At 72.4% G+C, this 26274-nt stretch carries 25 protein-coding genes; 13 read left to right on the top strand and 12 right to left on the bottom strand.

Annotation, left to right across the window (positions count from 1 at the left end; all coding sequences use genetic code 11):
• Nucleotides 1-10 precede the first annotated feature (10 nt).
• The 4 genes from SROS_RS36335 to abc-f all read right to left on the bottom strand — a co-directional run bounded on the left by SROS_RS36335 (nucleotide 11) and on the right by abc-f (nucleotide 3896).
• Nucleotides 11-229 (bottom strand): hypothetical protein, encoded by a 219-nt coding sequence (locus tag SROS_RS36335; RefSeq protein ID WP_012893941.1) that lies wholly within the window; start codon nucleotides 227-229, stop codon nucleotides 11-13.
• 101 nt (nucleotides 230-330) lie between these two features.
• Complete coding sequence (locus SROS_RS36330; RefSeq protein WP_012893940.1) at nucleotides 331-1014, bottom strand: hypothetical protein; 684 nt, start codon at nucleotides 1012-1014, stop codon at nucleotides 331-333.
• Nucleotides 1015-1216: 202 nt separating this feature from the next.
• Nucleotides 1217-2125, bottom strand: coding sequence for a Vgb family protein (locus SROS_RS36325; RefSeq protein WP_012893939.1), 909 nt, complete (start codon nucleotides 2123-2125; stop codon nucleotides 1217-1219).
• A gap of 160 nt (nucleotides 2126-2285) precedes the next feature.
• Entirely contained in the window at nucleotides 2286-3896 is a 1611-nt protein-coding gene (gene abc-f, locus SROS_RS36320; RefSeq protein WP_012893938.1) for a ribosomal protection-like ABC-F family protein, read from the bottom strand.
• 139 nt (nucleotides 3897-4035) lie between these two features.
• Between abc-f and SROS_RS36315 the strand changes: the two genes are divergently transcribed.
• Nucleotides 4036-4650, top strand: coding sequence for a TetR/AcrR family transcriptional regulator (locus SROS_RS36315; protein ID WP_012893937.1), 615 nt, complete (start codon nucleotides 4036-4038; stop codon nucleotides 4648-4650).
• A gap of 83 nt (nucleotides 4651-4733) precedes the next feature.
• Here SROS_RS36315 and SROS_RS36310 read toward each other — a convergent pair whose 3' ends face one another.
• The 4 genes from SROS_RS36310 to SROS_RS36295 form a co-directional block, all read right to left on the bottom strand.
• Nucleotides 4734-5126, bottom strand: a complete 393-nt coding sequence (locus tag SROS_RS36310; protein WP_012893936.1) for a nuclear transport factor 2 family protein — start codon at nucleotides 5124-5126, stop codon at nucleotides 4734-4736.
• A gap of 115 nt (nucleotides 5127-5241) precedes the next feature.
• On the bottom strand, nucleotides 5242-6708 hold the full coding sequence (gene hpaE / locus SROS_RS36305; protein WP_012893935.1) for a 5-carboxymethyl-2-hydroxymuconate semialdehyde dehydrogenase: 1467 nt from the start codon (nucleotides 6706-6708) through the stop codon (nucleotides 5242-5244).
• On the bottom strand, nucleotides 6705-7619 hold the full coding sequence (gene dapA, locus SROS_RS36300) for a 4-hydroxy-tetrahydrodipicolinate synthase (protein ID WP_012893934.1): 915 nt from the start codon (nucleotides 7617-7619) through the stop codon (nucleotides 6705-6707). Before dapA ends, hpaE begins: the two co-directional genes overlap by 4 nt.
• On the bottom strand, nucleotides 7616-9253 hold the full coding sequence (locus SROS_RS36295; RefSeq protein ID WP_012893933.1) for a fumarylacetoacetate hydrolase family protein: 1638 nt from the start codon (nucleotides 9251-9253) through the stop codon (nucleotides 7616-7618). Before SROS_RS36295 ends, dapA begins: the two co-directional genes overlap by 4 nt.
• 162 nt (nucleotides 9254-9415) lie before the next feature.
• Here SROS_RS36295 and SROS_RS36290 point away from each other — a divergent pair, with 162 nt between their 5' ends.
• The 4 genes from SROS_RS36290 (at nucleotide 9416) to SROS_RS36275 (ending at nucleotide 13295) form a co-directional block, all read left to right on the top strand.
• Nucleotides 9416-10861, top strand: coding sequence for an aldehyde dehydrogenase family protein (locus SROS_RS36290; protein ID WP_012893932.1), 1446 nt, complete (start codon nucleotides 9416-9418; stop codon nucleotides 10859-10861).
• Nucleotides 10861-11718 (top strand): 3,4-dihydroxyphenylacetate 2,3-dioxygenase, encoded by an 858-nt coding sequence (hpaD, locus tag SROS_RS36285; RefSeq protein WP_012893931.1) that lies wholly within the window; start codon nucleotides 10861-10863, stop codon nucleotides 11716-11718. Before SROS_RS36290 ends, hpaD begins: the two co-directional genes overlap by 1 nt.
• 109 nt (nucleotides 11719-11827) lie before the next feature.
• Nucleotides 11828-12550 (top strand): alpha/beta fold hydrolase, encoded by a 723-nt coding sequence (locus SROS_RS36280; RefSeq protein ID WP_218919744.1) that lies wholly within the window; start codon nucleotides 11828-11830, stop codon nucleotides 12548-12550.
• Between the two features lie 61 nt (nucleotides 12551-12611).
• Nucleotides 12612-13295 (top strand): GntR family transcriptional regulator, encoded by a 684-nt coding sequence (locus SROS_RS36275; protein ID WP_012893929.1) that lies wholly within the window; start codon nucleotides 12612-12614, stop codon nucleotides 13293-13295.
• A gap of 188 nt (nucleotides 13296-13483) precedes the next feature.
• Here the strand turns inward: SROS_RS36275 and SROS_RS36270 are convergent, their stop codons facing one another.
• Entirely contained in the window at nucleotides 13484-13873 is a 390-nt protein-coding gene (locus SROS_RS36270; RefSeq protein ID WP_012893928.1) for a PPOX class F420-dependent oxidoreductase, read from the bottom strand.
• Between the two features lie 142 nt (nucleotides 13874-14015).
• On the opposite strand from SROS_RS36270, the gene SROS_RS36265 reads away from it, so the two are divergent.
• On the top strand, nucleotides 14016-14903 hold the full coding sequence (locus SROS_RS36265; RefSeq protein ID WP_081453302.1) for an imine reductase family protein: 888 nt from the start codon (nucleotides 14016-14018) through the stop codon (nucleotides 14901-14903).
• Nucleotides 14904-15102: 199 nt separating this feature from the next.
• On the opposite strand, the gene SROS_RS36260 is transcribed toward SROS_RS36265, so the two are convergent.
• Both SROS_RS36260 and SROS_RS36255 read right to left on the bottom strand, forming a co-directional pair.
• Nucleotides 15103-15843 carry an SDR family NAD(P)-dependent oxidoreductase gene (locus tag SROS_RS36260; protein WP_012893927.1) on the bottom strand — a complete coding sequence of 247 codons (741 nt, stop codon included), beginning with the start codon at nucleotides 15841-15843 and terminating at the stop codon, nucleotides 15103-15105.
• Nucleotides 15840-16832, bottom strand: a complete 993-nt coding sequence (locus tag SROS_RS36255; protein ID WP_012893926.1) for a methyltransferase — start codon at nucleotides 16830-16832, stop codon at nucleotides 15840-15842. The genes SROS_RS36260 and SROS_RS36255 overlap by 4 nt, the downstream gene beginning before the upstream one ends.
• Nucleotides 16833-16925: 93 nt before the next feature.
• On the opposite strand from SROS_RS36255, the gene SROS_RS36250 reads away from it, so the two are divergent.
• The gene (locus SROS_RS36250) at nucleotides 16926-17915 is read left to right on the top strand and encodes an aldo/keto reductase (RefSeq protein ID WP_012893925.1); all 990 of its coding nucleotides are present in this window, start codon (nucleotides 16926-16928) and stop codon (nucleotides 17913-17915) included.
• 200 nt (nucleotides 17916-18115) lie between these two features.
• Here the strand turns inward: SROS_RS36250 and SROS_RS36245 are convergent, their stop codons facing one another.
• Nucleotides 18116-19504: an amidohydrolase gene (locus SROS_RS36245; protein WP_012893924.1), complete on the bottom strand. Its 1389-nt coding sequence runs from the start codon at nucleotides 19502-19504 to the stop codon at nucleotides 18116-18118.
• A gap of 111 nt (nucleotides 19505-19615) precedes the next feature.
• Between SROS_RS36245 and SROS_RS36240 the strand changes: the two genes are divergently transcribed.
• From SROS_RS36240 to SROS_RS36215, 6 genes are read left to right on the top strand one after another with little or no spacing between them, the layout of a single operon-like run.
• Complete coding sequence (locus SROS_RS36240) at nucleotides 19616-20563, top strand: alpha/beta hydrolase (protein WP_012893923.1); 948 nt, start codon at nucleotides 19616-19618, stop codon at nucleotides 20561-20563.
• Nucleotides 20560-21300 (top strand): ABC transporter ATP-binding protein, encoded by a 741-nt coding sequence (locus SROS_RS36235; RefSeq protein ID WP_012893922.1) that lies wholly within the window; start codon nucleotides 20560-20562, stop codon nucleotides 21298-21300. The genes SROS_RS36240 and SROS_RS36235 overlap by 4 nt, the downstream gene beginning before the upstream one ends.
• A gap of 2 nt (nucleotides 21301-21302) precedes the next feature.
• The gene (locus SROS_RS36230; RefSeq protein WP_043653668.1) at nucleotides 21303-23039 is read left to right on the top strand and encodes a branched-chain amino acid ABC transporter ATP-binding protein/permease; all 1737 of its coding nucleotides are present in this window, start codon (nucleotides 21303-21305) and stop codon (nucleotides 23037-23039) included.
• A gap of 36 nt (nucleotides 23040-23075) precedes the next feature.
• Nucleotides 23076-24230: an ABC transporter substrate-binding protein gene (locus tag SROS_RS36225; protein ID WP_012893920.1), complete on the top strand. Its 1155-nt coding sequence runs from the start codon at nucleotides 23076-23078 to the stop codon at nucleotides 24228-24230.
• Between the two features lie 31 nt (nucleotides 24231-24261).
• Entirely contained in the window at nucleotides 24262-25134 is an 873-nt protein-coding gene (locus tag SROS_RS36220) for a branched-chain amino acid ABC transporter permease (RefSeq protein WP_012893919.1), read from the top strand.
• A gap of 19 nt (nucleotides 25135-25153) precedes the next feature.
• Nucleotides 25154-26263 (top strand): zinc-binding dehydrogenase, encoded by a 1110-nt coding sequence (locus SROS_RS36215; protein WP_012893918.1) that lies wholly within the window; start codon nucleotides 25154-25156, stop codon nucleotides 26261-26263.
• Nucleotides 26264-26274: the final 11 nt, after the last annotated feature.

Genomic DNA, 26274 nt, shown 5'->3' with positions numbered 1-26274 from the left:
GGATCGGGGACTACGTGTCCGGGTCGCCTGCCTGCTGGAGCAGCGCCTGGCGCCGTCCCTCCAGCTCGTCGGCCAGGGCTTCCTGCTGGTCGGCCATAGTGATCAGCGTCGACCGCTCGGCGGCATCCGTCGGGCCGATCTCGCCGACCTGCCTGCGCAGCTCGGCGGCCTCGGCCCGTAGCCTCGCCAGCTCCTTTTCGACCTGGTGGAGTTCCTCTTGAATGCTCATCCGGTGTCCATACCCCCGCCGTGAGCCCCGACTCCAGAGGCTCCCGGCCCCGGCGTGGTCGGCGCCGCCGGCCGGGAGGCGCGTCCCGGGGACGAGGGCGGTCAGCGCCGCCGTACGCGATGGGCCACCACCCCCAGCGCCACCAGTGCGAGGACGGCGGCCACCGTGTACGGCGGGCGCCACCAGGAGTCCGGCTCCACGACGGCGACGGTGGTGGTGCCGGGTGCCCCGGCGGCTCCCGCCGACGGGGACACGGCCGGAGACGCGGCCGGAGACGCGGCCGGGGACGTGGAGGGTGACGGGGACGCGGTGCCGGCCGGGAAGCCCGGCGGGTGGATCTCGCCCCAGTGGTCCTTCTGCGGTGCCTGGTCGTCGATCGCCCGCTGGAGGTCCTTCGGGATCGGGTCGACCTTCAGGCTCCCCGGCACGCTGAGGGTGCCGATCGCGTAGGGGGCGAACCAGCCCTGGACGCCCTCCACCTTCCAGGTGCCCGGCGGCAGCGAGATCGCCGCCGCGTAGTGGGACGGTTCCCTCAGCTCCACGCCGGGGAAGCCGACGGTCCTCTTCCCGTCGGTGAACTTCAGCCCGACCTCGCCCAGGTCGTCGCCCTCGTAGGGGTGCGTGCCGTGCTGGAGCAGCCAGAAGCCGAGCGTGTAGGTCGTGTGCGGGCGCATGTCCGCCGGAGCCGGGTCCATGTAGGTGACCGCCCAGCCGCCCGCCCGCGCCGGCGCCGCCAGGGCCAGCACGGGGGCGAGGATCGCCAGAATCAGCAGGATACGTTTCATGCCAGCTCTACACCGGCCGGACCGGCCGGGTTCCGGTTTCCCGTGCGGGCCGTACTCCCCGCGGCGTGGGACGACGGCCCTCCGGCGGAGGGTCTCCGGTGGGTGGAGACCCCCGCCTCGGGCGGTCTTCCGACGCGGGACGGGAGAGGCCGGTTCTCGCCGCGGGCCGGTTCTCGACGCGCGGGACGGAAACGGCCGGTTCTCAGCGCGGGCCGGAAGGGGTGAGCCGGGCGAGGGCTCCGATCTCCAGCGCCACCCAGATCGTGCCGTCCGGCCCGGCGGCGATGCCGTGCGGCTCCGAGGCCGGGGTCGGCAGCCCGTACCCGTCGATCCGGCCGTCGGGGGTGATCCGCCCGACGCGGTTGGCGCCCCATTCGGTGAACCAGCAGTCGCCGTGCCCGTCGACGGCGATGGCGTGGGGACGCGCCCCGCGGTCGGGGAGCGGGAACTCGTCGATCCGGCCGCCGGTCGTGATCCGCCCGATCCGGCCGGCGCCGATCTCGACGAACCACATCGCGCCGTCGGCGCCGGCGGTGATGCCCACGGGGGCGGCGCCGGCGGTCGGCAGCGGGTGGACCGTGACGTCGCCGTCCAGGCCGATCCGGCCGATCGCGTCCGCCTGGTTCATGGTGAACCACATCGCGCCGTCGGGGCCGGCGGCGATCGCGGACGGGAACGCCCCCGGAACCGGGAGCGGGAACTCGGTGACCTCGCCGCCGGTCGTGATCCGGCCGATCCGGCCGGCGTTGGTCTCGGTGAACCACATCGCGCCGTCGGCTCCCGCCGCGATCCCGAACGGCCCGGCGTCCGGCGACGGCAGCGCGAACGAGCCGATCTCCCCGGCCGTGGTGATCCGGCCGATCCGGTGGCTCTGGTACTCGGTGAACCACAGCGCGCCGTCGGGGCCGGAGGCGATGACCGTCGGCCCGCACGAGGCCGGATCGAGCTGGTGGGAGGTGAGCTCCCCGCCGGGCGTCATCCGGCCGATCCGGCCGTGGTGGACCATCGTGAACCACAGGGCGCCGTCCGGTCCGGTGGTGATCCCGTACGGCCCGGCGTCACGGCCGGACACGGGGAGCTCCTCGATCGAAACGGTCAGGTCGGGTGACATGGATTCTCCTTCGGCCCGGTCCCGGGGACCGGGGTTGTCTGTGACGGATGACCGGGGTTGTCTGTGACGGATCGGAGGCGATCCCGGGGACCGGGATCGCCTGTGGCGGATGTGCCGTGCGGATGTGCCGTGCGGACGGGCCGGCGGACCCGCCGAGACGTCAGGCCGGCCGGCCGTCACGCATCTCGATCTCGGTCCCGGCGAACCGGCCGCGCAGCGCCCGGTCGTGGGAGACGACGACGAGGGCGCCCCGGTAGGCGTCGAGGGCCTCCTCCAGCTCCTCGACGAGGGTGAGCGAGAGGTGGTTGGTCGGCTCGTCGAGCAGCAGCAGGTCGGCCTCGCCGGCCAGCAGCCTGGCCAGGGCGAGCCGCCGCCGCTGGCCGACCGACAGCGCCCCGACCGGTGTCCGGAGGCTGTCGGGCCGGAACAGGCCCATCGACAGCAGCCTCGCGCGGTGCTCTTCGGGATAGCCCGGCCGGCCGTCGGCGAACGCGTCGAGGACGCTCCGTCCGGGCCGGCCCGGGGGCGACTCCTGCGGCAGGTACCCGATCCGCCCCCGGTGCCGTACGGTCCCGCCGTCGGGTCCGAGTTCACCGGCGAGGACGCGCAGGAGGGTGGACTTGCCCGCGCCGTTGGGGCCGTGGACCAGCAGCCGCTGTCCCGGCTCGACGGTGAGGGAGTCCACGGCGAGCCGGTCTCCCACCCGTACGGCCCGCAGCTCGGCGACCGGCCCGTCGGCCGTGCCGCGCCGGAAGAGGCCACCGAACCGCAGGGGCTCCGGCGGCCGGGGCACCGGGTCGTCCTGGAGCCGGCGCAGGCGTTCCTGCGCCTGGCGGACCCGGCCCGCGACCGAGCTCTGCACCCGGCCCCCGTGGCGGTCGTAGGCCATCTTGTTGCCGTCCTTGATGTCCCGGCCGTGCGCGACGCGGTGCGCCGTGGTCGCCGCGAAGGTCTCCAGCCGCCCGATCTCCTCGCACCAGTCGGCGTAGGCCTGCTCCCACCGCCGCCGGGCCGCCGCCTGCTCGGCCAGGAACCCGCTGTAGCCGCCGCCGAACCGGGTGATCCCGCCATCCTCGACCTCCAGGATCGAGGTGGCCACCCGGTCGAGGAAGACACGGTCGTGCGACACCGCGACCACCGTGCCCCGGTGCGCCCGCAGGCGCTCCTCCAGCCAGGCCGTCGACGCCCCGTCGAGATGATTGGTCGGCTCGTCGAGCAGCAGGATCTCCGGGGAGGCCGCCAGCAGGCAGGCCAGGCCGAGCCGGGCCTGCTCGCCGCCGGACAGGCTGCCCAGCGGGCGGTCGCGGCCGACGTGCCCGAGCCCGAGACCGTGCAGCGCCTTGTCCACGCGGGCGTCCGCCTCGTAGCCGCCGCGTGCCTCGTAGGCGCTCAGCAGGTCGCCGTATTCGGCCAGCCGGTCCTCGGTGAGGTCGTCCTCCAGGGCCCGCATCCGCCGTTCCATGGCGCGGAGCTCCGCGAGCGCGGCGTCGACGGCGTGCTGGACGGTCTGGTCCGCGGGCAGGCCGATGGTCTGGCCGAGGTGGCCGATCCCGCCGTCGGCGGAGACGGTGACCTCGCCGTCGTCCGCCCTCTCGATGCCGGCGATCAGCCGCAGCAGGGTGGACTTGCCCGAGCCGTTCTCCCCGACGATCCCGGCGCGCTCGCCGGGCCGGACGGTGAGGGAGACGTGGTCAAGAACCGGCTGCTCGCCGTACGCCTTGGAGACTCCTCGCAGAGTGAGCTGAGTAGACAGAACAGGCCTCCGGAACATGATGTGAACAGGTCGTCGCGGCGTTCGGTGAAAGGCCCATGGCTACTGCGCTCCCTCGATCTCTACCCTAATGCTACTGAGTTGCATTAAGCTGGAGTATGCCCGATGTGCCGGAACTCATGCAAGCGGAGGTGTCGTGATGTCCACCGGAAATGTGCGGCCCGGCGGGCGCACCGCGCGGGTGCGCGAGGCCGTGCGCGAGGCCACCCTCGCCGAGCTGGCGGACAAGGGATACGAGGGGCTGACCGTGGAGGGGGTGGCCCTGCGGTCCGGCGTGCACAAGACCACGGTCTACCGGCGCTGGGGCAGCGTGGAGGGGCTCGCCGCCGACGCGCTCGACCTGGCCGGCGGCGAGCCGTGGCCGATCCCCGACACCGGCACGATCGAGGGAGATCTGCGGGAGCTCGCCCACCTGGTGCTGACCGGGTTCGCCGACCCCGAGATGGGACCGGTCTCGACGGCGTTCATCTCGGCCTCCGGACGGAACCCTGTCGTCGCCCGGGCGCTGCACGCGTTCTTCGCCGCCCGCCACGAGCAGTCGGCCATCCTCGTCGTCCGGGCGGTCGAGCGCGGCGAGCTGCCCGAGGACACCGACGCCGCCGACGTGGTCCGGACCGCCGTCGCGCCGCTGTACTACCGGCTGTTCGTCAGCGGTGAGCCGGTGGACACGGCGGTCGCCGACCGCGCCGCCGACGCGGCCCTGGCCGCCGCCCGCGCGGGGGTGTTCCGCACCGTCGGGCCGGGGCACGCATGAGCGCGCCCCGCCCGCGCGGGGTGTTCCGCCGACCGCGCGGGGTGCCCCGGCCGGCTACGGGCTGACGGTCTTCTGGAGCCTGGCTACGGCCTGACGGTCTCCTGGAGCAGGGCGGTGTCGGTGAACTGCTCGAACCGCGTGGCGACGCCGTCCTCGCACTTCCAGACGTGCACGAAGCGGATGACCATGTGCTTGCCCGTCGCGAGGTACGTCCCGCTGTAGTTGCCGATGACGACGACCGTGTCGCCGCCGTCCACGTACTCCTCGGGCACCGCCCGGTAGTCGTCCCACTCGGTGCCCAGCCGCTGGAAGACCCCGTCCAGGACGCCTTCGGGGCCCACGTAGGTGCCGCCGTAGGGGGACCCGGCCATCTCGGTCCAGCGGGCGTCCGGTGCGAGCAGGCGCAGCAGCCCGCCGACGTCGCCGGCGGCCGAGGCCTCGTAGGAGCCGCGGACCGCGTCGAGGTTCTTGCTCATTGCATCTCCTTCAGACCGGCTCTTCGCCGTTCGGGTAGGCCCCGTCGCCGGAGGGACGGGACGCGGGCGCGGCCGGGCGGGGGCGCCGGTCACCGCCCGCCCGGCCGCCCGCTTCTCAGGCCGCGCCGAACCGGGGGATCGGCATGTCCTCGGTGGCCAGGTGGACGATGTGCGACTCGGTGTAGACGTCGATGCTGTGCCGGCCGCCCTCCCGGCCCAGCCCGCTGGCCTTGACGCCGCCGAAGGGCGTGCGCAGGTCACGGACGTTCTGGGAGTTGACCCAGAGCATGCCCGCCTCGACCGACTGGGCCAGCCGGTGCGTGCGGCGCAGGTCGTTCGTCCACAGGTAGGCGGCCAGCCCGTAGCGGGTGGCGTTGGCCAGCTCCAGCGCCTCGGCCTCGGTGGAGAACGGCGTGACGCAGACGACCGGGCCGAAGATCTCCTCCTGGAAGATCCGCATGTTGGGGGTCACGTCCGCGAACACGGTCGCCGACAGGAAGTTGCCGACCGGCAGGTCCGCCGGCCGCGATCCCCCCGCGACCAGGCGGGCGCCCTCCTCGACGCCGATCCGGACGTAGTCCATGACCCGCTCGTAGTGCTCGGGGTGGACCAGCGCGCCCAGCTCGGTTGCCGGGTCGTCGGGGGAGCCCACCCGCACCCGGGAGGCGCGCTCGGCCAGCCGCGCCACGAACGACTCGTAGACCGTGTCCTGGACCAGGACGCGCGAGCTGGCCGTGCAGCGCTCGCCGTTGAGCGAGAAGACGCCGAAGACCGCGGCGTCCAGCGCCCGGTCCAGGTCGGCGTCGTCGAACACGATCAGGGGGGACTTGCCGCCCAGCTCCATCGACAGCGTCTTCAAATTGGCCGCGGCGGTGCGCATGATGACCTGCCCGGTGCCGGTCTCCCCGGTGAAGGAGATCACCGGCACGTCGGGGTGCTCGACGAGCGCCGCGCCCGCCTCCTCGCCGATGCCGTGCACAAGGTTGAACACCCCGGCGGGCAGCCCCGCCTCCTCCATGATCTCCGGCAGCAGCCCGGCGGAGGCCGGCGACCACTCGGCGGGCTTCAAGACGACCGGGCAGCCGGCCGCGAGCGCGGGTGCCAGCTTCCAGGTCTCCAACATGAACGGGGTGTTCCAGGGAGTGATCAGACCGGCCACTCCGACAGGCTTGCGCAGCACATAGTTGAGCTGGGCGGAGGCGACCCGGTAGACGTCCTCCCCCAAGGTGGTGATCACATCGGCGAAGAAGCGGAAGTTGTGGGCGGCCCGGTGCGCCTGGCCGCGTGCCTGGGTGATCGGCAGTCCGGTGTCGCGGCACTCCAGCGCGGCGATGCGGTCGTCCCGGGACTCGATCGCGGCGGCGATCCTCCGCAGGACCGTGGCCCGCTGCTCACCGGTCATCCGGGGCCAGGGGCCGTCGGTGAAAGCCTTGCGCGCCGCGGCCACCGCGGCGGCGATGTCCTCCGGGCCGCCGGCGGCGACCGTCAGGTAGGTCTCGTTGCTCGCCGGCTCCAGCGCGTCGAAGGTCGCGCCCGAGACGCTCGGGACATGGGCCCCGCCGATGTAGTGCTCCAGGTTCATGAGGCCACTTCCTCGCTCTGAGCCAGCAGTTCGTTGATCCGCTTGATCCCCGCCTCGGTCGGCGTGATCAGCGGCGGGCGGACGTGACCGGAGGCGATCAGGCCGCGGCGTTCCAGGACCCACTTGGCCGGGGCGGGGTTCGTCTCCACGAACAGCAGCTCGACCAGGGGGTGCAGTGAGTAGTGCAGGTCCAGGGCGGTCTGGTGGTCGCCCTCCACGTAGGCGGTGTACATCCTCGCCACGGTCGAGGGGGCCAGGTTGGCCGCCGCGCTCACGAACCCCACGCCGCCGATCGCCAGCAGCGGCAGGCAGAGCAGCTCGATGCCCGACCACATCAGGAAGTCCCGCCCGCAGCGGTGCAGGACCTGGGAGAAGTGCTCGAAGTCCTTGGTGGTCTCCTTGATGCCCACGATGTTGTCGTGGGCGCGGCGGAGCCGGGCGACGGTCTCGGGGGCGATGTCCACCGCGGTGCGCGACGGCACGTTGTAGATGACGATCGGCAGGCCGGGGAACTCGGCGGCCACCGTGGAGTACCAGCGGTGGAGCGCTTCCTGCGTCGGCCGGGCGTAGTAGGGGGTGATGACGAGCGCGGCGTCGGCGCCCAGCCGCTCGGCCTCGGCGGTGAGGCGGAGCGTCTCGTCGAGCTTGGCCGATCCGGTGCCGGGCAGGAACGGCACCCGGTCGGCCGTCTCCTCGGCCACCGCCGCCATCGCCGCGATCCGCTCGTCGACGCTCTGGGCCCCCGGCTCGCCGGTGGAGCCGCCGGTCGAGATGCCGTGGGATCCCTGGGCGAGCTGCCAGCGCACCAGCGCCCGGAGCGAGTCGAGGTCGAGCTCTCCGGTCTCGGTGAACGGTGTCACCACCGGGGCTATGGACCCGCGTATGGTCGCCGGGTCGGAACGGAACTTCATTCGATCACTCCTTGGCGCACGGGGCTCGGCTGAGCCTCGACGGTGTGCAACGTGCGGTCCGGGGCGGGGACCCGTCCCGGCGCCCGCGGTTCGGGGGCCCGTCCGCGGTGCTCGCGCGGAGGCCGTACGGTGGCCGGCGTCATCGCGCGCTCCCGCTCCTCGTAGGCCTCGCGCCAGACGCGGTTCATCGGGTACAGGCCGTCGACGGAGGCTCCCTCGTCGACCCGCTCGTAGATGAAGCGCTCCTCGGCCTCCTGGCGGGCCGCGTCGCGTGCGACCTCGGCGGCCAGGCGGGGCGGGATGACGACCACGCCCTCCGCGTCGCCCACCAGGACGTCGCCCGGCATGACGAGCACGCCGCCGCAGGCCACCGGGATCTGGGAGTCCATCGGGACGTGCCTGCGCCCGAGCACGGCCGCGTGCGCCACCGCGAAGTAGGCGGGCAGCCCCAGGCCGGCGAAGGACGGGCTGTCGCGCAGGCCGCCGTCGGTGACGACCCCGGCCGCGCCCCGGCGCAGGGCGCGCAGGGCGAGGATGTCGCCCAGCGTGCCCGCCCCCCGCTCGCCCCGCGCCTCGATCACCAGGACCTCGCCGGGCCGGATCTCCTCGACGGTGCGCTTCTGCGCGTTCATCCCGCCGCCGATCTCCTCGAACACGTCCTCGCGGAGGGGGAGGTAGCGCAGCGTGCGGGCCACTCCCACCATGCGGAGGTCGGGTCTCGCGGGGCGGACGCCCTCGATGAAGTGGTGGTCGATCCCGCGCTTGCGCAGCTGCGAGGAGAGCGTGGCCGTCGAGACCGACCGCAGGGCCGTCAGGGTCGGCTCGTCCAGGCCGGCCGGGCCGCCCTCGCCGTCGGCGGGGGCGGAGTCCGTGGCGGGCGCCGGGCCGGTGGCCGGATCGGGGCCGGCGACGGCCGGCGCGGAGCCGGGGACCGGGGCGGAGCCGTAGGCGGCGGCGCGGACCTCGTCGGTCACGCGGGGCTGGACGCCGAAGTCGCCGAGGTCGCGGCTGTCGGCGACGACCTGGTTGCGGAGCCGTCCGGCGCCCTCCAGCTCCACCTCCACCACGTCGCCCGGCCGTACGACCGTGGACCCGGCGGGGGTGCCGGCGAGGATGATGTCGCCGGGCTCCAGGGTCATCAGCCGGGACAGGTCGGCGATCAGCAGGTCGAAGCCGAACAGCAGCTCGTCGGTGCACGCCTCCTGGGCGAGCTCGCCGTTGACGTAGGTGCGCAGCCACAGCCCCGAGGGGTCGGCCGTCTCCAGGATCGCCGGGCCGACCGGGGTGTAGCCGTCCTGTCCCTTGGCGCGGAGGTTGGAGCCGAGGTCGGCGTGCTTGAAGTCGTAGACGCCGAAGTCGTTGGCCGCCGTGTAGCCGGCCACGTGGCCGAGCGCGCGGTGGCGGGGGACGCGGTGCGCGCGGGCGCCGATGATGATCGCGATCTCGCCCTCGAAGGCCAGCAGCTCGCATCCGGCGGGCCGTACCACCGGCCGCCCCGACCAGGACAGCGACGAGGCGGGCTTGAGGAAGTAGGAGGGGACGGCCGGGGTGCGTCCGCGCTCGGCCGCGCGACTGCGGTAGTTGAGATGGACCGCGATGATCTTTCCTGGTGCCAGGCCGAGCGGGTGCTCCACGTCGACTCCCTTCAAATCGTATAGGACATCCTGGACGATACTCGATTTGGACAAGTGAGGCTATAGACAAAGATATTTGAATTCATACATGATTTGGAGGTGCCGGACTCAGGGGCACCCGCCGGGACGTGAGACGCCGAGCTGACCGAGGAGACCGAAGAGATGACCGATCTGTTCATCGGAGGTGAGTGGGGCCCCGCGGAGGCGGGCGCCACCTTCACGACGCTGAATCCGGCCGACGGCTCGGTGTTCGAGGAGTGCGCCGAGGCGGGCGCCCCCGACGTGGACCGCGCGGTCGCCGCGGCCCGCTCCGCGCTCGCCGACCCCGCCTGGGCCGGCATGACCGCCGCCGCGCGGGCGCGGATGCTGTGGCGGGTGGCCGACCTCGTCGAGGAGCACGCCGACGAGCTCGCCGAGCTGGAGACGCGGGACAACGGACAGCCGCTGGCGGTGGCCGGGGGCGTCACGGTCCCCGGCGCGGCCGAGCACTTCCGCTACTTCGCGGGGTGGTGCACCAAGATCGAGGGATCGGTGGTGCCGGTCTCCTTCCCCGACACCCTCCACTACACGCGGCGCGAGCCGGTGGGCGTCTGCGCGCTGATCACGCCGTGGAACTTCCCGCTGATGCTGGCCGCGTGGAAGCTCGCCCCGGCCCTGGCCTGCGGCAACACCGTGATCATCAAGCCCGCCGAGCAGACCCCGCTGAGCACGGTCATGCTCGTCGAGCTGATGGAGAGGGCCGGCTTCCCGCCCGGCGTGGTCAACCTGCTGACCGGCGGCCCGGCCACCGGGGCCGCCCTCGCCGAGCACTCCGGCGTGGACAAGGTCTCCTTCACCGGATCCACCGAGGTCGGCCGCAAGCTCGTGCACGCCAGCGCGGGCAACCTCAAGCGCCTCACCCTCGAACTGGGCGGCAAGACGCCGAGCATCATCGCCGCCGACGCCGACATCGACGCCGCCGTGGCGGGAAACGTGCAGGGCGCGCTGTTCAACAGCGGCCAGGTCTGCGCCGCCTACGCCCGCTTCTACGTGGACCGCCGGCGGGCCGACGAGTTCACCGAGAAGATGGCCGCCGCTGCCGCCGCGCTGGTCCTCGGACCGGGCCTGGACCCGGCCTCGCAGCTCGGGCCGCTGGTCAGCGAGGAGCACCTCGCCAAGGTCGACTCCCATGTCCGCGGCGCCCGCGCCGAGGGCGCGGAACTCGTGACCGGCGGGCGCCGGGCGGGCGGGAGGCTGGCCGAGGGATTCTTCTACGAGCCGACCGTCTTCGCCGGGGTCACCGACGAGATGGCGATCGCCAGGGAGGAGGTGTTCGGGCCGGTCATCCCGGTGCTCGCCTACGACGACCCTGATGAGATCGTGGAGCGTGCCAACGACTCGGCGTACGGCCTGGCGGCCTCCGTCTGGACCCGCGACCTGTCCACCGCACACCGCCTGGCGGCGAAGGTCAGGGCCGGAGCCGTATTCATCAACATGATCCATGTCCCGGACGCCGCGACCACCTGGGGTGGTTTCAAGGCCAGCGGCTGGGGCCGGGAGATGGGACCGTACGCCATCGACGCCTATACAGAGGTCAAAGGCGTCTGGACGCACCTGGGAGGGGCGTGATGGGAGAGCTCGTCATGGCGGCCAAGATCACACATGTGCCGTCGATCTGGCTGTCGATCCAACCGGGCAAGCACTTCGGCATCCGGAAGCCCGCCGAAGCGGCCCTGGAGGAGATCGGCAGACGCGCCCGCGAGCGCGGGGCCGACACCTTCCTGGTGGCCGACACCCACTGGATGAACAGCATCGGCTTCCACCTCAACGGTAAGGAGAGGCACAGCGCCTCCTACGTCAGTCACGAGCTCCCGCACTTCATCCACGATCTGGAGTACGACTACGCGGGAGACCCCGAGCTCGCCGAGCTCGTCCGCGAGGAGATCGCCGCCGGGGGGCAGAAGGCGCGCGTCCACACCTACAAGGACCTGGGCCTGGAGTACGCCACGCTCGTGCCGATGTATTTCATGAACGGCGACTCCTCCATCCGGGTGCTGCCGATCGGCTGCAACATCTACTCCACGATCGAGGAGAACCGCCGGATCGGCGAGGCCCTGCTCCGTGCCGTACGGCGCAGCGACCGGAAGGTGGCCTTCCTCGCCAGCGGCTCCCTGTCGCACGCCTTCCCGCCCAACGAGATCGCCGAGTCGCTGCTCAACGACGTGAGCAGCGAGATCAACCGCCAGGTGGACATGGCGGTCCTGGACATGTGGGCGGAGGGCAGGACGGCCGACTTCGTCGACATGCTCCCCGACTACAACAGGCGCTGCACGGGCGAGGGCGCCATGGCCGACACCGCCATGCTCTTCGGCCTGCTGGGCTGGCGGGACTACACGGGCAAGGGGGAGCAGCTCTGCCCGTACTTCGGCAGCAGCGGCACCGGTCAGGTCGTCGTCGACTTTCCAATACCTACCGAAATCGCCTGATCCGGTCGCCGAAACCCCTCAACGGACAACAGTCACATGGAGTACGATAAGAAATCGTATGTGAAAAGTATCGCTGAGGAGTGCGCGACCGATGCACGACCGATCTGGCTTGGCCTCTCGAGTTTTCTCTCCTGACCGTCCCGGCGACTCGCCGCCCGTCCTCCTCCTGCACAGCTTCGCCTCCGACGGCGCCGCCGACTGGGTCGAGACGGGGGTCGTCGCCGCGCTGACCGGCGCCGGCCGGACGGTCGTCGTGCCCGACCTGCGCGGTCACGGGGAGAGCCCGGCGCCCACGGCGGCCCACGAGTCCGGCGCGCGGGCGGTGGCCGAGGACATCGTGGCGGTGCTGGACGGGGCGGGCGTCACGACGTTCGACGTCGTCGGCTACTCGCTGGGAGCGCGTCTCGGGTGGGAGCTTCCCGAGGCGGCCCCGGGCCGGGTGCGCCGGGCGGTGTTCGGCGGGCTCAGCCCCGTCGAGCCGTTCGCCGCCGTGGACGCCGCCGCCCTCCACCGGGCGGTCCGGGACGGCGCCGAGCCCGAGGACCCGTTCACCGCGATGATCGCGGGCATGGTCCGCTCCCGTGGGGAGCGGGCCGCCGGGCTGGCGCTGTGCGTCGAGGGCCTGCAGGGCACCCCGTTCGAGGCGGCGCCGTGGGGCGGTCCGACACCCCCGGTCTTCGTGGTCGGCGAAGACGACGTGATGACGCGCGGGATCGAGCGTATCGTCAGTCTGGTCGGCGGAGCCGAGCCGATCACCGTTCCCGGAGATCATTTCCAGGTCCTCGGCGGTGCCGCGTTCCGCGACACTATCGTGAGGGTCCTAGGACAGTGATCATCAGGGGGGCGGCCGTCGGCGGGCCCATCAGCCGCCGGCCGAGAATGAGGGGACGCCGTTGAGTGCCGCGAAGAAGCCCGCCAAGGCCAAGGAGTCGAAGGCCGAGCTCAGCTACGAACTGCTGCGCTCACGGATCCTCGACGGCACCTACGGGCCGGGCTACCGGCTGGTGATGGACCAGCTCGCCCGGGAGACCGGGGTCAGCACGATCCCTCTGCGCGAGGCGGTACGGCGGCTGCAGTCCGACGGGCTCGTGGAGGTCGTGCGCAACATCGGCGCGCGCGTGGCCGTGTTCGACTCCACGCAGGTGGAGCACTCCCTGCACGTCCTGGCCCGCCTGGAGGGCTACGCGACCGCGATCTCGGCGCCGCTCATGACGCCGGAGCAGATCGAGGCGTCCAGGGAGATCAACGCCCGCATGGTCGAGGCGCTGGAGGAGTTCGACCCCGCCTCCTTCACCGCGCTCAACCGCAAGTTCCACTTCTCGATCTACCAGCACTGCCCGGACGAGCACCTGAGCGTCCTGCTGGAGTCGGAGTGGGCGCGGCTGGACCACATGCGGCGCTCGACCTTCACCTACGTCCCGGGGCGGGCCCGCCGCTCGGTGGTGGAGCACGACCACATGCTGGATCTCATCGCGGCGGGCGCGGACCCGGCGGAGATCGAGCGGGTGGCGTGCGCTCACAAGATCGCGACCGCCGACGCGCTGCACAACGTGCACGCCACGCCCCGGACCGCCTGAGCCCGCCCGGCCGTACGGCGGCGACACCCGCCCGTACGGCCCGGCGCGCGGACGGAGAGGCCCGGCGCGGCGGGCTCGTCGAGCACCCGGACGGACTCGATGTCCGGGGTTGAGGAACGGTGGAACAGCCGTTAGCGCTGGGGCATACCGGCGCAGGTCGGGGGAGGGTAGTGAGGGTCTACGAGCTTTCACACCTTGCGGCTCGACCGGGCCCCGTCCAACCCCCAAGAGATAATCTTGCTGGGCGTGATCGTGATGATTTCCCGCGAGAAGTACGGCACCGGCGGCTCGTGGTCCGTCAGAGCCACCGCCGAGCCCCGGATCTCGATGCCGCGCACCACCCACGGGTCCACCGAGGCAAGGTCGTCCACGACGAACGACACGGTGCTGCCCTGCTGGACGTTGCGGAACTTCTTGGACGCCCCCAGCGCGTGCCCGCCGATGGTGATCGTGCCCGAGGTGGCGTCCACGAAGAACCCCACGGGGTTGTTCTGCACCTGGCCGACGGGAGAGACGGTGGCCAGGCGGCCGAGGCGCTGTCCGGCCAGATAGTCGAGTTCTGCCTGCGTGAAGACCATATGGCCAGTATGTAACCTTGACGCCGGCGTCAATCAAACCAGCCGCCGGTCAGCCACCTCAGCGGGTTGCCGTAGATGACCAGGCGCAGGACGTCCTCGCCGACCCCAGCCTCGCGCAGGGTGACGTAGGGGGCCGGCCAAGGTGTGCCGAGGAACCGCGCACGCTGCCGACGAACTTCTCGCCAGCGGCGCTACTTGGGCAGACGGCCCGCTGGCCGCGCTCGATGCGAGTGAAGTGGCGATCGTATGCGTCATCGACGCCGACGCCGTCGACGCCATCCTCGACCGGGCACTCGCCGAATCAGATCATCACAAACTGCCGACCACCACACTGGTCAACCTCACCTCCGAAGGACCGGGACGCACCCGTGAGCTGGCCACCCGGGCTGAGAATCTCGGCGTGGCCTATCTCGACGGCTCGATCATGACCCCGGCGGCGGCCATCGGCACGGAGGCGACCCGCATCCTCTACAGCGGACCGGCCGATCTCTTCGACCGCCACCGCCGGACGTTGGCAGCACTGGGCGGCACGGCTGTCCATCTCGGTACCGACCCTGGGAGGGCGGCGAGCTTCGACGTCGCCCTGCTGAACCTGTTCTGGAGCTCGATCACCGGATTGATGCACTCCTTCGCGCTCGCGGCGCGGCAGCACGTGCCGGCCACCGCGCTGGCGCCCCACGCCCAGCAGATGGCGCAGCTCGTCGCCGACCTGCTTCCCGGGCTCGCGGCCGAGATCGACGCCGGCGGCTTCTCGGGGGAAAGCTCGTCATCGCTGACCTCGATCGCCGCGAGCCTGGAACACATCGTCCACGCACTTGAGGAGGCCGAGGTCTCCTCGGCCGTCACCCGAGCGGCCAAGGAGGTCATCGACGCCGCGGTGTCAGCCGGCCACGGAGCGGACTCCCCGACCCGCCTCGCCGAGTTCCTCAGTCGCGACCGCGCGGGCGGACATCCGCCAACCCGGCACACCGACCGTGATGCGGTTGGTCAGGCTGACCATTCACCGAGTGCCGGAGACCGGCTGCTGTAAGAAAAAGGCGGAGACGGGAGTGCCGGCAGTACTCGCCGGAATCCGGCGAGTCTCTCTTCGACCTGCGCTGATTCGTCAGAAGGCCCTCCACTCGGGTCGGGACCCTCTACCGCAAGTTCCCGACCCGAGTGGAGGGCCCACCTGACGGCCTTCTCCCGAATGTCCCAGCCGTTTCTCCGGTCCGGCCGGGATCGCCCGGTCAGACCAGGAGCTGGCCGCCGTCCACCTGGACGACGGTGCCGGTGATGTGCCCGGCCTGCGGCGAGGCGAGGAACAGCACCAGCGGGGTGATGTCGCCGGGGGTCGCGATCCTGCCGAGCGGGATGCGCGACTCCCACGCGCCCCGCGCGGCCGGGTCGGTCATCAGGCCCGCCGTCATCGGGGTGTGCACCGGTCCGGGGGCCACGCCGTTCACGCGGATGCCGTGGCCGGCGAGCTCGATGGCGCCGGTCCGGGTGAGCGCGTCCACGCCGGCCTTCGTGGCCTCGTAGTGGCCCAGGCCCGCGGTGGGCTGGCGGGCCCCGATCGAGCTGATGTTGACGATGCAGCCGCCCCTGGCCGCCTCGATCATCTGTGCCGCGGCGACCTTGGTGACGGTGAACGTCCCGCGCAGGTTCACGGCCACCACCCTGTCGAAGATCTCGATGGGCAGGTCGACGAGGGATCCGCCGCCGGCGACGATCCCCGCGTTGTTGACCAGGACCTCCACCGGGCCGAGCTCGCCGGCGACCCGCTCCAGGCCGGCCGCGACCGCCTCCGGGTCGGTGACGTCCAGGGGGAGGGCCAGCGCGCCCAGCTCCGCGGCGACCCGGCCGGCCGCCGTGCCGTCCAGGTCGGCGACCACGACCCGGTCGCCGGCCTCGGCGAACGCCTGGGCGACGGCCCGGCCGATCCCGCTCGCGGCGCCCGTGACCAGGACGACGCGGCCCGCGGCGCTCATCGGGCCTCCGCCACGATGACGCGCGGGCTGCCCGGGAGCGCGCGGGTCTCCACCGGCTCCCATCCCGCCTCCCGGAGCCAGCCGCGCACCTCGTCCTCGGGGTAGACGGTCGTGCCGTCGATCACGAGGTACTCGCCCGCGTGGAGCGCGTCGATGGCGCGCTGGTCGTCGTCGGAGTCCAGGAAGAAGTCGAGCAGCAGGAGCGTGGCGCCGGGCGCCGCGGCCTCGCGGGCCCGCCGGGCGATGAGCCGGTTCTGATCGGCGTCGAACCGGTGCGCCACGTGCTCCAGCAGCACCAGGTCGAAGCCCGTGGGGACGTCGCCCGCGAGGGGGTCGCCGTCGACGACCTCGACCCGGTCACCCATCCCGGCGTCGGCCAGTGTCTTCTGTGCGTGCTGGACCAGGTCGCCGCCGGAGAAGAACGTGCCGCGCAGGTCGGGGGCCGTCCGGAGGGCCTCGGCCAGGAAGGAGCCCGACAGCCCTCCGAAGTCGAGGACCCGCCGGTGCCGGGAGAAGTCGTAGTTCTCGGCGAGCATTTTGGCGTGCAGCGCGTTGTAGGTCATCACACCGGTCAGGAAGGTGCCCCACCGATCCTCGCTGAGATCCAGGTTCGCCGGCAGCGCGGTGCGGGCGGTCTCGCCGAAGCCGAGCCAGTGCCCGTAGCTGATCCCGTCAAGAAAGGCCAGGAACGGGCGGAGGTCCACGTCGTCCCCGGTGCCGGACAGGTACCGCGTGACGGACGGCGAGTTGGTGTACACCCCGTCGGCGCGGGTCAGCAGGTCGAGGCTCGCCATCGCGTCGGCGAGGATCCGCGCGGTGCGTCCGGGGAGCCCGGTGCGCGCGGAGATCTCGGCGACGGTCGCCGGTCCCCCGGCCAGCGCGGCGAACAGGCCGGCTTCACTGGCCGCGAAGAGCTGCTTGGCGGCCATGTAGCCGGTGGCCACGTCCACGATCCTGGCGGGACCGGCGGGGTCCGGGTGAGGCGACATGAACTCAACTCCCTAGGTTCAGACAATATTTGGAATGCTATACGATTTCCTTCTCGGCGGCCAGGGGCCGCACAACGTCATCGGAGGTTCGCGATGGAGTTCTCAGCTCAGGTGCCCAGGCGCCGGCTCGGCGCCGACGGGCCGGAGGTCCCGATCTTCGGCCTCGGCTCGTGGAACACGTGGGATCGGATGGAATCCGGTGAGGCGGCGGCGCTCATCCGCCGGGCCGTCGACCTCGGCGTCAACCTCTTCGACGTGGCCCACTACAACTTCGGCCCGCACGCCGAGAACGCCGTCACCGACCTGATCTTCGGCAGGGCCGTCCGCGAGGCCGGGGTCGCCCGGGAGGACTATCTCCTGTGCGGCAAGTTCTGGCTGTGGGACTACCCCACCACCTCCTTCGCCGAGCAGATAGAGCTCTCGCTGTCGCGGATCGGCACCGACCGGGCCGACTCCGTCGTCGCGGGTGACTTCCTCGGCGAGCTGGACATCCGGTCCGTGGTGACCGACGTGGCGGAGCTGGTGCGGGCCGGATGGTTCACCACGTGGGGCGTGAACAACTGGTCGGCCGCCGACCTGCGGTTCGCGCGGGAGTTCGCCCTGGCGGAGGGGATGGTGCCGCCGACGTTCGCGCAGCTCAAGTACAGCCTCGCCCGGCGTTCGGTGCCCGAGGGCGAGCCGTACGGGCGGCTGTTCGACGACGGGCTGGGCCTGCAGGCCTCGGACGTCTTCGAGGGGGGCATCCTCGCGGGCAAGCTGCACCCGGAGCGCAAGATCGGCGCCGACCCCGGAGGCATCCGCGACCGGATCCGCGCGTCGTACCCCGAGGCCGAGCGGGTCGCCGAGCGGTTCGGGGCCACCGCGGCCCAGCTCGCGATCGCCTTCTGCCTGACCCACCCCGCCGCCGCGACCGTGCTCTTCGGGGTCAGCGGCGGGCGGCAGCTCGACGACAACCTCGGCGCGCTCGACCTGCTGGCCCGGCACGGCGACGAGCTGCGCCCGGCGGTCGAGGGGCTCTGGATCGACAGGGACGTGGTGCGCCCCGACGCCTCCTGGGACACCGACGCCCCGGAACGGGGCTGATCCCCCTCCCGGGAGCACCGCCGTCTTCCGGGAGCACCGCCGTCGCGGGCCGTCACCCCCGGATGCGGCCCGCGACGCCCACCCGGTACGGCCCCCGCGACAGGCCGGGCTCGCGGGGCCGTACCCGGAGGAGGGACCTCGCGACAGGCCGGATTCGCGGGGCCGTGCCCGGAGGCGGCGCCCCGCGGGCCGCGCGGAGGTCAGAGCTCGTGGACCACGCGGCCGCCGACCATCGTCAGGGCGACCGGGACCTGGGGGAGGGCCTCCGCCTCGGTCTCCAGCAGGCTCGCCTCCAGGACGCACAGGTCGGCGACCTTGCCCTGCTCCAGCGAGCCCTTCCAGTCCTCGGCCCCGTCCTGCCAGGCGGGGGTGGCCGTGTAGGCGCGCAGGGCCTGGGCGAGCGCCAGCCGCTGGGCGGCTCCGCGCACGCTCCCGTCCAGGCCGCGCCGGGTCACCGCCGCGGCGATCCCGGCCCGCCAGTCGGGGGTGAGCACCGGCGCGTCCGAGCTCAGGCAGAGCGGGACGCCGGCGGCCAGCGCGTCGCGCGTCGGCCAGGCCCGTGCCAGGACGTCCTCGCCCAGGGCGTCGCGGAGCATGTCCTCGGTCGCCACCGCGATCCCCGCCTGCGTGTTGAGGCCGACGCGGGCTGCGGCCATCGCCGCCAGGGTCGCCGGGGAGATCACGTCCCCGTGGATGACGTAGTGCCGGGCGTCGCGGCCGTCGCGGGCGGTGGCCGCGCCGAAGGCGTCGGCGACCTTCCTGGTCGTCCGGCTGCCGGTGGCGTGCACGCCGATCTGGTGTCCCGCCGCGTGCGCCGCGTCGATCATCGCGACGAGGCCGGCTTCGCGCTCGGCCTCCGAGCCGCCCTCGACGAGCAGGCCGCCGTGCGTGCCGTCGGCGTAGGGCTCGTCGGTCCAGGCGTTGCGCATCGGGGGGATGCCGTCGGCGAAGATCTTCACTCCCGCGACGCGGAACCAGCCGGGCACGTCGGCGGGCGGGACGAAGTCGCGCAGTCCCGCCAGGAGGCCGGGCAGGGAGGAGGCGCCGTCGAGCTCGCCGAACAGCATGAGCGCGGTGACCCGCGCGCTGAGCAGGCCCTCGGCCGCGAGGTCGGCGTAGTCGCGCAGCGCGGCGGAGCCGAAGCAGCCGCTGGGCCCCGCGTCCTCGCCGGGGCCCAGGCCCGGCTCGGTGTAGCTGGTGACGCCGAGGGAGGCCAGCAGCTCCCCGGTGCGCAGGATCGCGCCGCGCCGTGCCCCGGCGGTCTCCAGGCGGGAGGGGGGCTCGCCCCCGTGGTGCCCGGCGGCCATCTGGTCCATGAGGAGATCGGGCCACATCTGGCCGAGCCAGACGCCGTGGAGGTGGGAGTCGTTGATGCCGGGGAGCACCGACCTGCCGCGCAGACGGATGACACGGGTCCGCGGCCCGATCAGCGGGGCCACCTCCCCGGCCGTTCCGACCCTGGCGATCCGGCCGCCGGTGACGGCGATCGCCTCCGCGACACGGTCGGCGGCGTCGACGGTGTGCACCGTACCGCCGGTCATGACCACGTCCGCCGGCACGGGGTCACTCAGGGATTCGTTCTGCAACATTTCACCAGCACTCTAGACACGTCATTTGGTCCCGCATAACGTACATGGAATCGGATACGATTTGCGAGTGCCTGAACGTGAGCGAGGGCACCCGGGCAACCGGAGGTAACGATGCCCCTGCATCCTGAGGCGCAGAGAATAATCGATCGCGCCGGCGTCGAGGACCAGGGCGAAGCCCCCCAGCTTGACGCGGCGGCGATGCGCGAGGGATTCCGCCAGTCCTGGACCATGCCGGACGATCTCCAGCCCGTGGGCGGTGTCGTCGACACCGTGTTCCCCGGCCCCGCCGGAGACGTCCCGGTCCGGGTCTACACCCCCGAGGGGGAGGGGCCTTTCCCCGCCTTCGTCTGGTTCCACGGCGGCGGATGGACGATCGGCAGCCTCGACGAGAACGAGGTCGCCTGCCGCGCCGTCTGCGCCGGAGCCGGCGTCGTGGTCGTCTCGGTCGACTACCGGCTCGCGCCGGAGAACCCCTACCCCGCGGCGGCCGACGACTGCTACGCCGCGGTGCGCTGGGTCCACGACAGCGGCGTGCGGCTCTCGGTCGACCCGGCGCGGATCGCGGTGGGAGGGGAGAGCGCGGGCGGCAACCTCGCCGCCGTCGTCGCGCTGAAGGCGCGCGACCTCGGCGGACCCGCGATCGCCCTGCAGGTGCTCGTCTCGCCCGTGCTCGGCCATCCGGACGACGGGCGCGCGTCCTACCGCGACTTCGCCGACGGCTTCTTCCTGTCCAAGGCGAGCATGGACTGGTTCTTCACCCAGTACCCCCGCGACGCCGGTGACATGGACGACCCCTACCTCCTGCCTCTGCGCGCGAGCGACCTGTCGGGCCTGCCCCGCGCGCTGATCCTCGGCGCTGAGTACGACGTGCTCCGCGACGAGGGCGAGGACTACGCCCGGGAGCTGCGGCGCGCCGGCGTCGAGGTCGAGCTCGTCCGGTTCGACGGCCTCATCCACGGCTTCTTCGGCCTCCTCGCCATCGAGCTGTCGGCGGCCCGCGACGCGCACGAGCGCGTCATCGCCGCGCTGCGGTCGGCCCGCGCGGAAGGCCCGCGATGAGCGGCCCGGTCCTCGCCCTGAAGGGCGTCAGCGTCAACCGCGGTGAGGTCCCGATCGTTCACGACGTCTCGCTCGACGTCGAGCCCGGTACGGTCACCGTGGTCCTGGGCGCCAACGGCGCGGGCAAGACGACCCTGATGGACGGCATCGCCGGCCTCGCGAAGGCGACGTCGGGAACGATCCAACTCGGCGGGACCGCGATGGAGCGGCTCCCGGTCTACAAGCGGGCGCAGGCCGGCCTGGGCTACGTCGAGCAGGCGCGGACGGTCTTCCGGACGCTGACCGTCGAGCAGAACCTGCTGGTCTCCCGGTCGGGCGCCGGCGACCTGGAGACGGTCTACGGCCTCTTCCCCGAGCTGAACAAGCGCCGCGGGCTCCAGGCCGGGCACCTGTCGGGCGGCGAGCAGCAGATGCTCGTGCTCGGGCGCGCGCTGATCTCCGATCCCAAGGTCGTCCTCATCGACGAGATGTCCCTGGGCCTGGCGCCCGTGGTGGTCCGCCGCCTCATGCACGCGGTCAAGGACCTGGTCGGCCTGGGCATAGCGGTCCTGCTCATCGAGCAGTTCGCGAACCTGGCCCTGGAGGTCGGGGCCAACGCCTACGTCCTGCGCAAGGGGCGCGTCGTGTTCGACGGCCCCTGTGACGAGCTGCGGGGCGACGGCGAAAGGCTGCACGAGTTCTACTTCGGCGCGGTGCCCGCCGGAGCCGGAGCCGAGGCGGAGGGCGAGACCCGGTGAACATGATCGACAAACGCGCGTGGGGGATGGGCCTGGGCGCCGCCGTGCTGGCCTGCGTCGCCGTACCGGCGCTGTTCTCCTCGTACTGGACCTACCTGGCGATCACCGCCGTCGTCGGCGCGGTGATCATGCAGAGCTACGGTGTGATCGTCGGGCGGGCCGGGGTCATGTCCCTGTGCCAGATGTCGTTCGCCGCGATCGGCGCGTGGGTGGTGCTCCGGCTGAACCTGGCCGACGCGCCCGGCGGCTTCCTGCTCTGGCTGGTCCTCGGCGGCCTGGCGGCCGTCCCCGTCGGGGTGGCCATCGGGCTGCCGGCCCTGCGCATCCGCGGGGTCAACCTCGCCGTCGTCACCTTCGGCTTCGCCGTGTCCACCGACATCGTGCTCAACGCCAACCAGTTCCCCGGCACCACCGAGCTGAAGACGCTCACGAGGCCGGGGCTGTTCTCCGGTAACGCCGCGTACTTCGTCCTGACGGTGATCGTCTTCACCCTGCTGGCCCTCGGGCTGGCGCTGTTCAACCGGACCCGGCTGGGCATGTCCTGGCTGGAGCTGCGCTACTCGGAGCGGGCCGCCGCCGCGCACGGCATCTCGGTGGCGCGCAGCAAGCTCGCCGCGTTCGCGATCAGCGCGTTCATCGCGGGCGTCGGCGGCGGGCTGATGGCCGGCCAGCTCGGGCTCGTGGTGTCGAGCAACTTCGCCATGGGGCAGTCCCTCGCGCTCTTCGCGGTGGCCATCCTCATCGGGCCGCACAACCCGGAGGGGGCCGTCATGGGCGGCGTCTTCGGCGCGGTGATGGCCACGATCCTGGAGAAGCTGCGGCTCCCGCAGGACCTGGGCGGCATGCTGTTCGGCCTGTTCGCGGTCTTCGCCCTGCGCAGCGGGGTGAGCCAGACAGACTTCACCCGGGCGCGCAAGCGGGAACGCGACGCCCGCAAGCTGCTCGCGGCCCTGGCGGACAGGCCGCAGGAGCCCGAGGTCACGGCCGCGGAGGCCGCTCCCGCGCCGCCGGCCCCTGCGGGCGGCGAGCCCTGCCTGGAGGTGCGGGGCCTCACCGTCCGCTACGGCGAGGTCGTGGCGCTCGACGCGATCGACCTCACCGTCCCCTCCGGCGGGGTCGTCGGGCTCATCGGCCCCAACGGCGCGGGCAAGTCCACCTTCATCGCGGCGGTCACCGGCTTCATCGGCGGCTACCAGGGCACCGTGGAGCTGGCGGGGCAGTCGATCGACCGTCTCAGCCCGAGCGCGCGGGCCGGTCGCGGCCTGCGCCGTACCTTCCAGACCACGGTCATCGCCCCCGAGCTCACCCAGTACGAGTACCTGACGATCGGCGCGGGCCGGCGGCTGTCCAGGGAAGAGGCCGACGAGCTGCTCGACTTCTTCGGCTGCCCGCCGGGGGAGGTGCCGGTGTCCATCGTCGACGTCGGCACCCGCCGCCTGCTCGACGTGGCCGCCGCCATCGCAGCCCGGCCGAAGGTGGCCCTGCTCGACGAGCCGGCCGCGGGGCAGTCCGCCGCCGAGTCGCTCAAGCTCGGACGGCGGCTCGCCGAGGTGCCGGCCCGCTTCGGGGTGTCGATCCTCCTGGTCGAGCACGACATGGAACTCGTCAGGGCGGCGTGCGCGCAGGTGACCGTCCTCGACTTCGGTCACGTCATCGCCTCAGGGTCCACCCGGGACGTCCTCGACGACCCGGCGGTCATGGCCGCCTACCTCGGCACGGCCGACGTCCCGCTCGTCTGATCCCCGTCTTCCCCCCAGCCCAAGGAAGTGGCAGCAATGAAGCGTTCCCTCACCGGTGCCGTGGCGGTGGCCGCCCTGGCCCTCTCCGCCGCCGCCTGCTCCGACGCCGGCGGCTCGACCGACGGGCCGATCAAGGTCGGTTCCATCAACGGCGTCACCGGCCTGTTCCAGACGCCCGAGGTCCCGCAGGCGGTCAAGGCCGTCTTCGAGGAGGTCAACAAGGCCGGTGGCATCAACGGCCGCAAGATCGAGCTCATCAGCAAGGACGACGCGATGAACCCGCAGCGGTCCACCGAGGCCGCCCTGGAGCTGCTGGAGTCCGAGAGCGTCGTGGCGCTGGTCGGCTCCTCCAGCGCGGTCGACTGCGGGCTCAACCGCGCGACCTACGGCAACAGCGGGATCGTCTCCATCCCGGCCGTCGGCGTGGACCCCGCCTGCTTCACCAGCCCCAACATCGCCCCCGTCAACCCGGGCCCGTTCAAGCTGCTGACGGCGATGCTCTACTACGCCTCCGAGACGCTGAAGCACGACAAGGTCTGCATGTACTACACCGTGCTGCCGGGCAGCGGCGGCGGCATCGACGCCGCCATCAAGGAGTGGAGCGACATCACCGGCAAGCAGCTCGCGGTCAAGGACACCTCCGTCGGCGAGGGCGACCCGACCCCCTACCTGGTGGCGGCCAAGGCGGCCGGCTGCCAGGCCGTCCTCTACAACGCGACGGTCGGCCCGTGGTTCGCCCAGGCGCAGACGCAGGGCCTGCAGGACGTCGACTTCATCATGGGCGCCAACAGCTACACCGACGCCAACGCCGAGGTCATCCCCGAGGGGATGAACGCCTACGCCGGGACCGAGTGGCAGCCGTACACCGACGAGACCCTGCCGGGCAACGAGCGCTGGGCGAAGGTCGTCGACGACAACAAGATCCAGAAGACGGCGTTCAGCCAGGGCGCCGTGATGGCGGCCGACGTGTTCGTCCAGGTACTCAAGACGATCAAGGGTGACGTCACCCGCGAGTCGGTGACCGAGGCCTTCAAGAAGATGCAGCCGATCCAGTACCCGATGGTGGGCACCCCGTGGGTCTTCGGCCCCGGCGAGGCGCACAGCCCGATCCAGGGCAGCCGGTTCGTCAAGGTCGAGAACCGCAAGTGGAAGGTTCTCCCCGAGGGCTTCATCGTCCCGGGCAAGAACTGAGCTCCCAGGAGCCCCAGGAGGTGGGTGTCCGATGTTGAATTCCGTGATCGCCGGCCTGACGAGCGGCGGGGTGTACGCGCTGCTCGGCCTGTGCGTCGTGCTGACCTACCGGCTGGTCGCCGTGGTCAACTTCGCGATGGCGGCGGTGGGCGCGATGGGCGCCTTCGTGATGGTATCGCTGATGGACGCGGGGCTCGGCGTGTGGCTCGCGCTGCCCGCCGGGGTGATCTCCGGCGGGGCGCTGTCCGCCCTGCTCGGCGCGGTGCTCGTCCGCTGGTTCGGCGACCACGACGAGCGCACCAAGGCCGCCGTCACCGTCGCCCTGTACGTGGCCCTCATGGCGATCGGCCTGCGGCTGTTCGGCAGCACGACGACGGGCGCCCGGCGCTTCCCGAGGCCGTTCGACGCGCCCGCGTTCACCGTGGGCGACGTCGTGGTGCCGCAGTCGGTGCTGGTCTCGCTCGCCTTCGCGGTGCTGATCACCGTGGGTGTCGGGCTGCTGCTGAACAGGACATCCGTCGGCCTGCAGCTGCAGGCCCTGTCGGAGCGCCCGGCCACCGCCCAGGTCGTCGGCATCGCGGCGCCCCGGCTCGCCGTCGCCGTCTGGGCCGCCATCGGGGCCATCAGCGCGCTGGTCATCCTCCTGGTGGCGCCCCGCCTGGGCGGGGACTTCTCCACCCTGGGCAAACTCATCACCACGGCGCTGGCCGTCGCGATGGTGGGCGCCTTCCGGAGCCTGCCCATGACGCTCGCCGGAGGCCTGCTCATGGGCTGCCTGGAAGGGCTCACCGCGTCGCTGAGCGCGGTCCAGCAGTACCGGGGGGTCGTCCCCTTCCTCGTGATCGTGGTGCTCCTGTGGTGGCGCAGCCGTCACGAGGTCTGGGACACCGCCCACAGCAGATAGCGAAATCGGAGAACATCACATGTCAGTTCCGACGTCTACGCGGGCGGCCGTCCTGCGGGCCCACGGCGAGCCGCTGGTCCTGGAGGAGCTTCCGCTCCCCCAGGAGTGCGAGCCCGGCGCCGCGATCGTGAAGGTCGACTGCGCGACGCTGTGCGCGACGGACGTGCACCTGTGGAGCGGCGGCATGTCGTTCCCCGGCATGCTCCCGATGGTGCTCGGCCACGAGATGGTGGGCACGGTGGTGGCCGCCGGGCCGGGCACCGCCGACGCCCTCGGCCGCGCCGTCCAGGTGGGCGACCGGATCGGCTGGTCGGAGTCCACCTGCGGCCACTGCCACGGCTGTACGGTGACCCGCAACCCCGTGGCCTGCTCCAGCAGGGGCTACGGCTTCCTGCAGCGGTCCGACCGGTGGCCCCACTCCACCGCCGGGCTCGCCGAGTACGACTACGTCACCCCGAACGCCCAGAAGTTCATCCTCCCCGACGACGTCAAGGACACCTGGGCGGCCAGCGCGGGCTGTGCCGTCAAGACGGTCCTGCACGCCTTCGACCGGGCCGGCGGCGTGCGCCCCGGCGCGAACGTCCTCGTCCAGGGGGCCGGGGCGCTCGGCATCGTCGCCACCGCGGTGGCCCGCGCCTCCGGTGCGGGCACGGTCGTCACCGTCGGCGCGCCGGACGCCCGGCTCGAACTGGCCAGGAGGTTCGGCGCGGATCTCGTGATCGGGCTGGACGGCGACGCCGGGAGCCGGCGGGAGGCCGTGCTGGAGGCCACCGGCGGCCGGGGCGCCGACCTCGTGCTGGACCTCGCCGGCGCGCCCGGCGTGGGAGCCGAGGCCGTCGACCTGGCCGCGTGGGGCGGCACGTTCGTCATCGTCGGCAGCACCGGTCCCCGCCCCGACCCGATCCCCCTGGGGACGGTCATGGGCAAGGAGCTGAACGTGCTCGGCTCCCTCAACGGCGACGTCGGCGACTACCGCAACTCGATCGAGTTCCTCCGCGCGTTCCGGTCGCGCTTCGCCTGGGACGAGCTCTTCAGCGAGCCCGTCGGGCTCGGCGGGGCGTCGGAGGCCCTCGCGTCCATGTCACGGCTCGAACAGGTCAAGGCCGTCGTCCACCCGTGGCTTCCCTGACCACCGTCAAC

It is taken from the genome of Streptosporangium roseum DSM 43021, from assembly GCF_000024865.1.
In the GTDB taxonomy this organism is placed as follows: Bacteria; Actinomycetota; Actinomycetes; order Streptosporangiales; family Streptosporangiaceae; genus Streptosporangium; species Streptosporangium roseum.
This window is presented reverse-complemented; position numbering and strand designations above follow the sequence as displayed.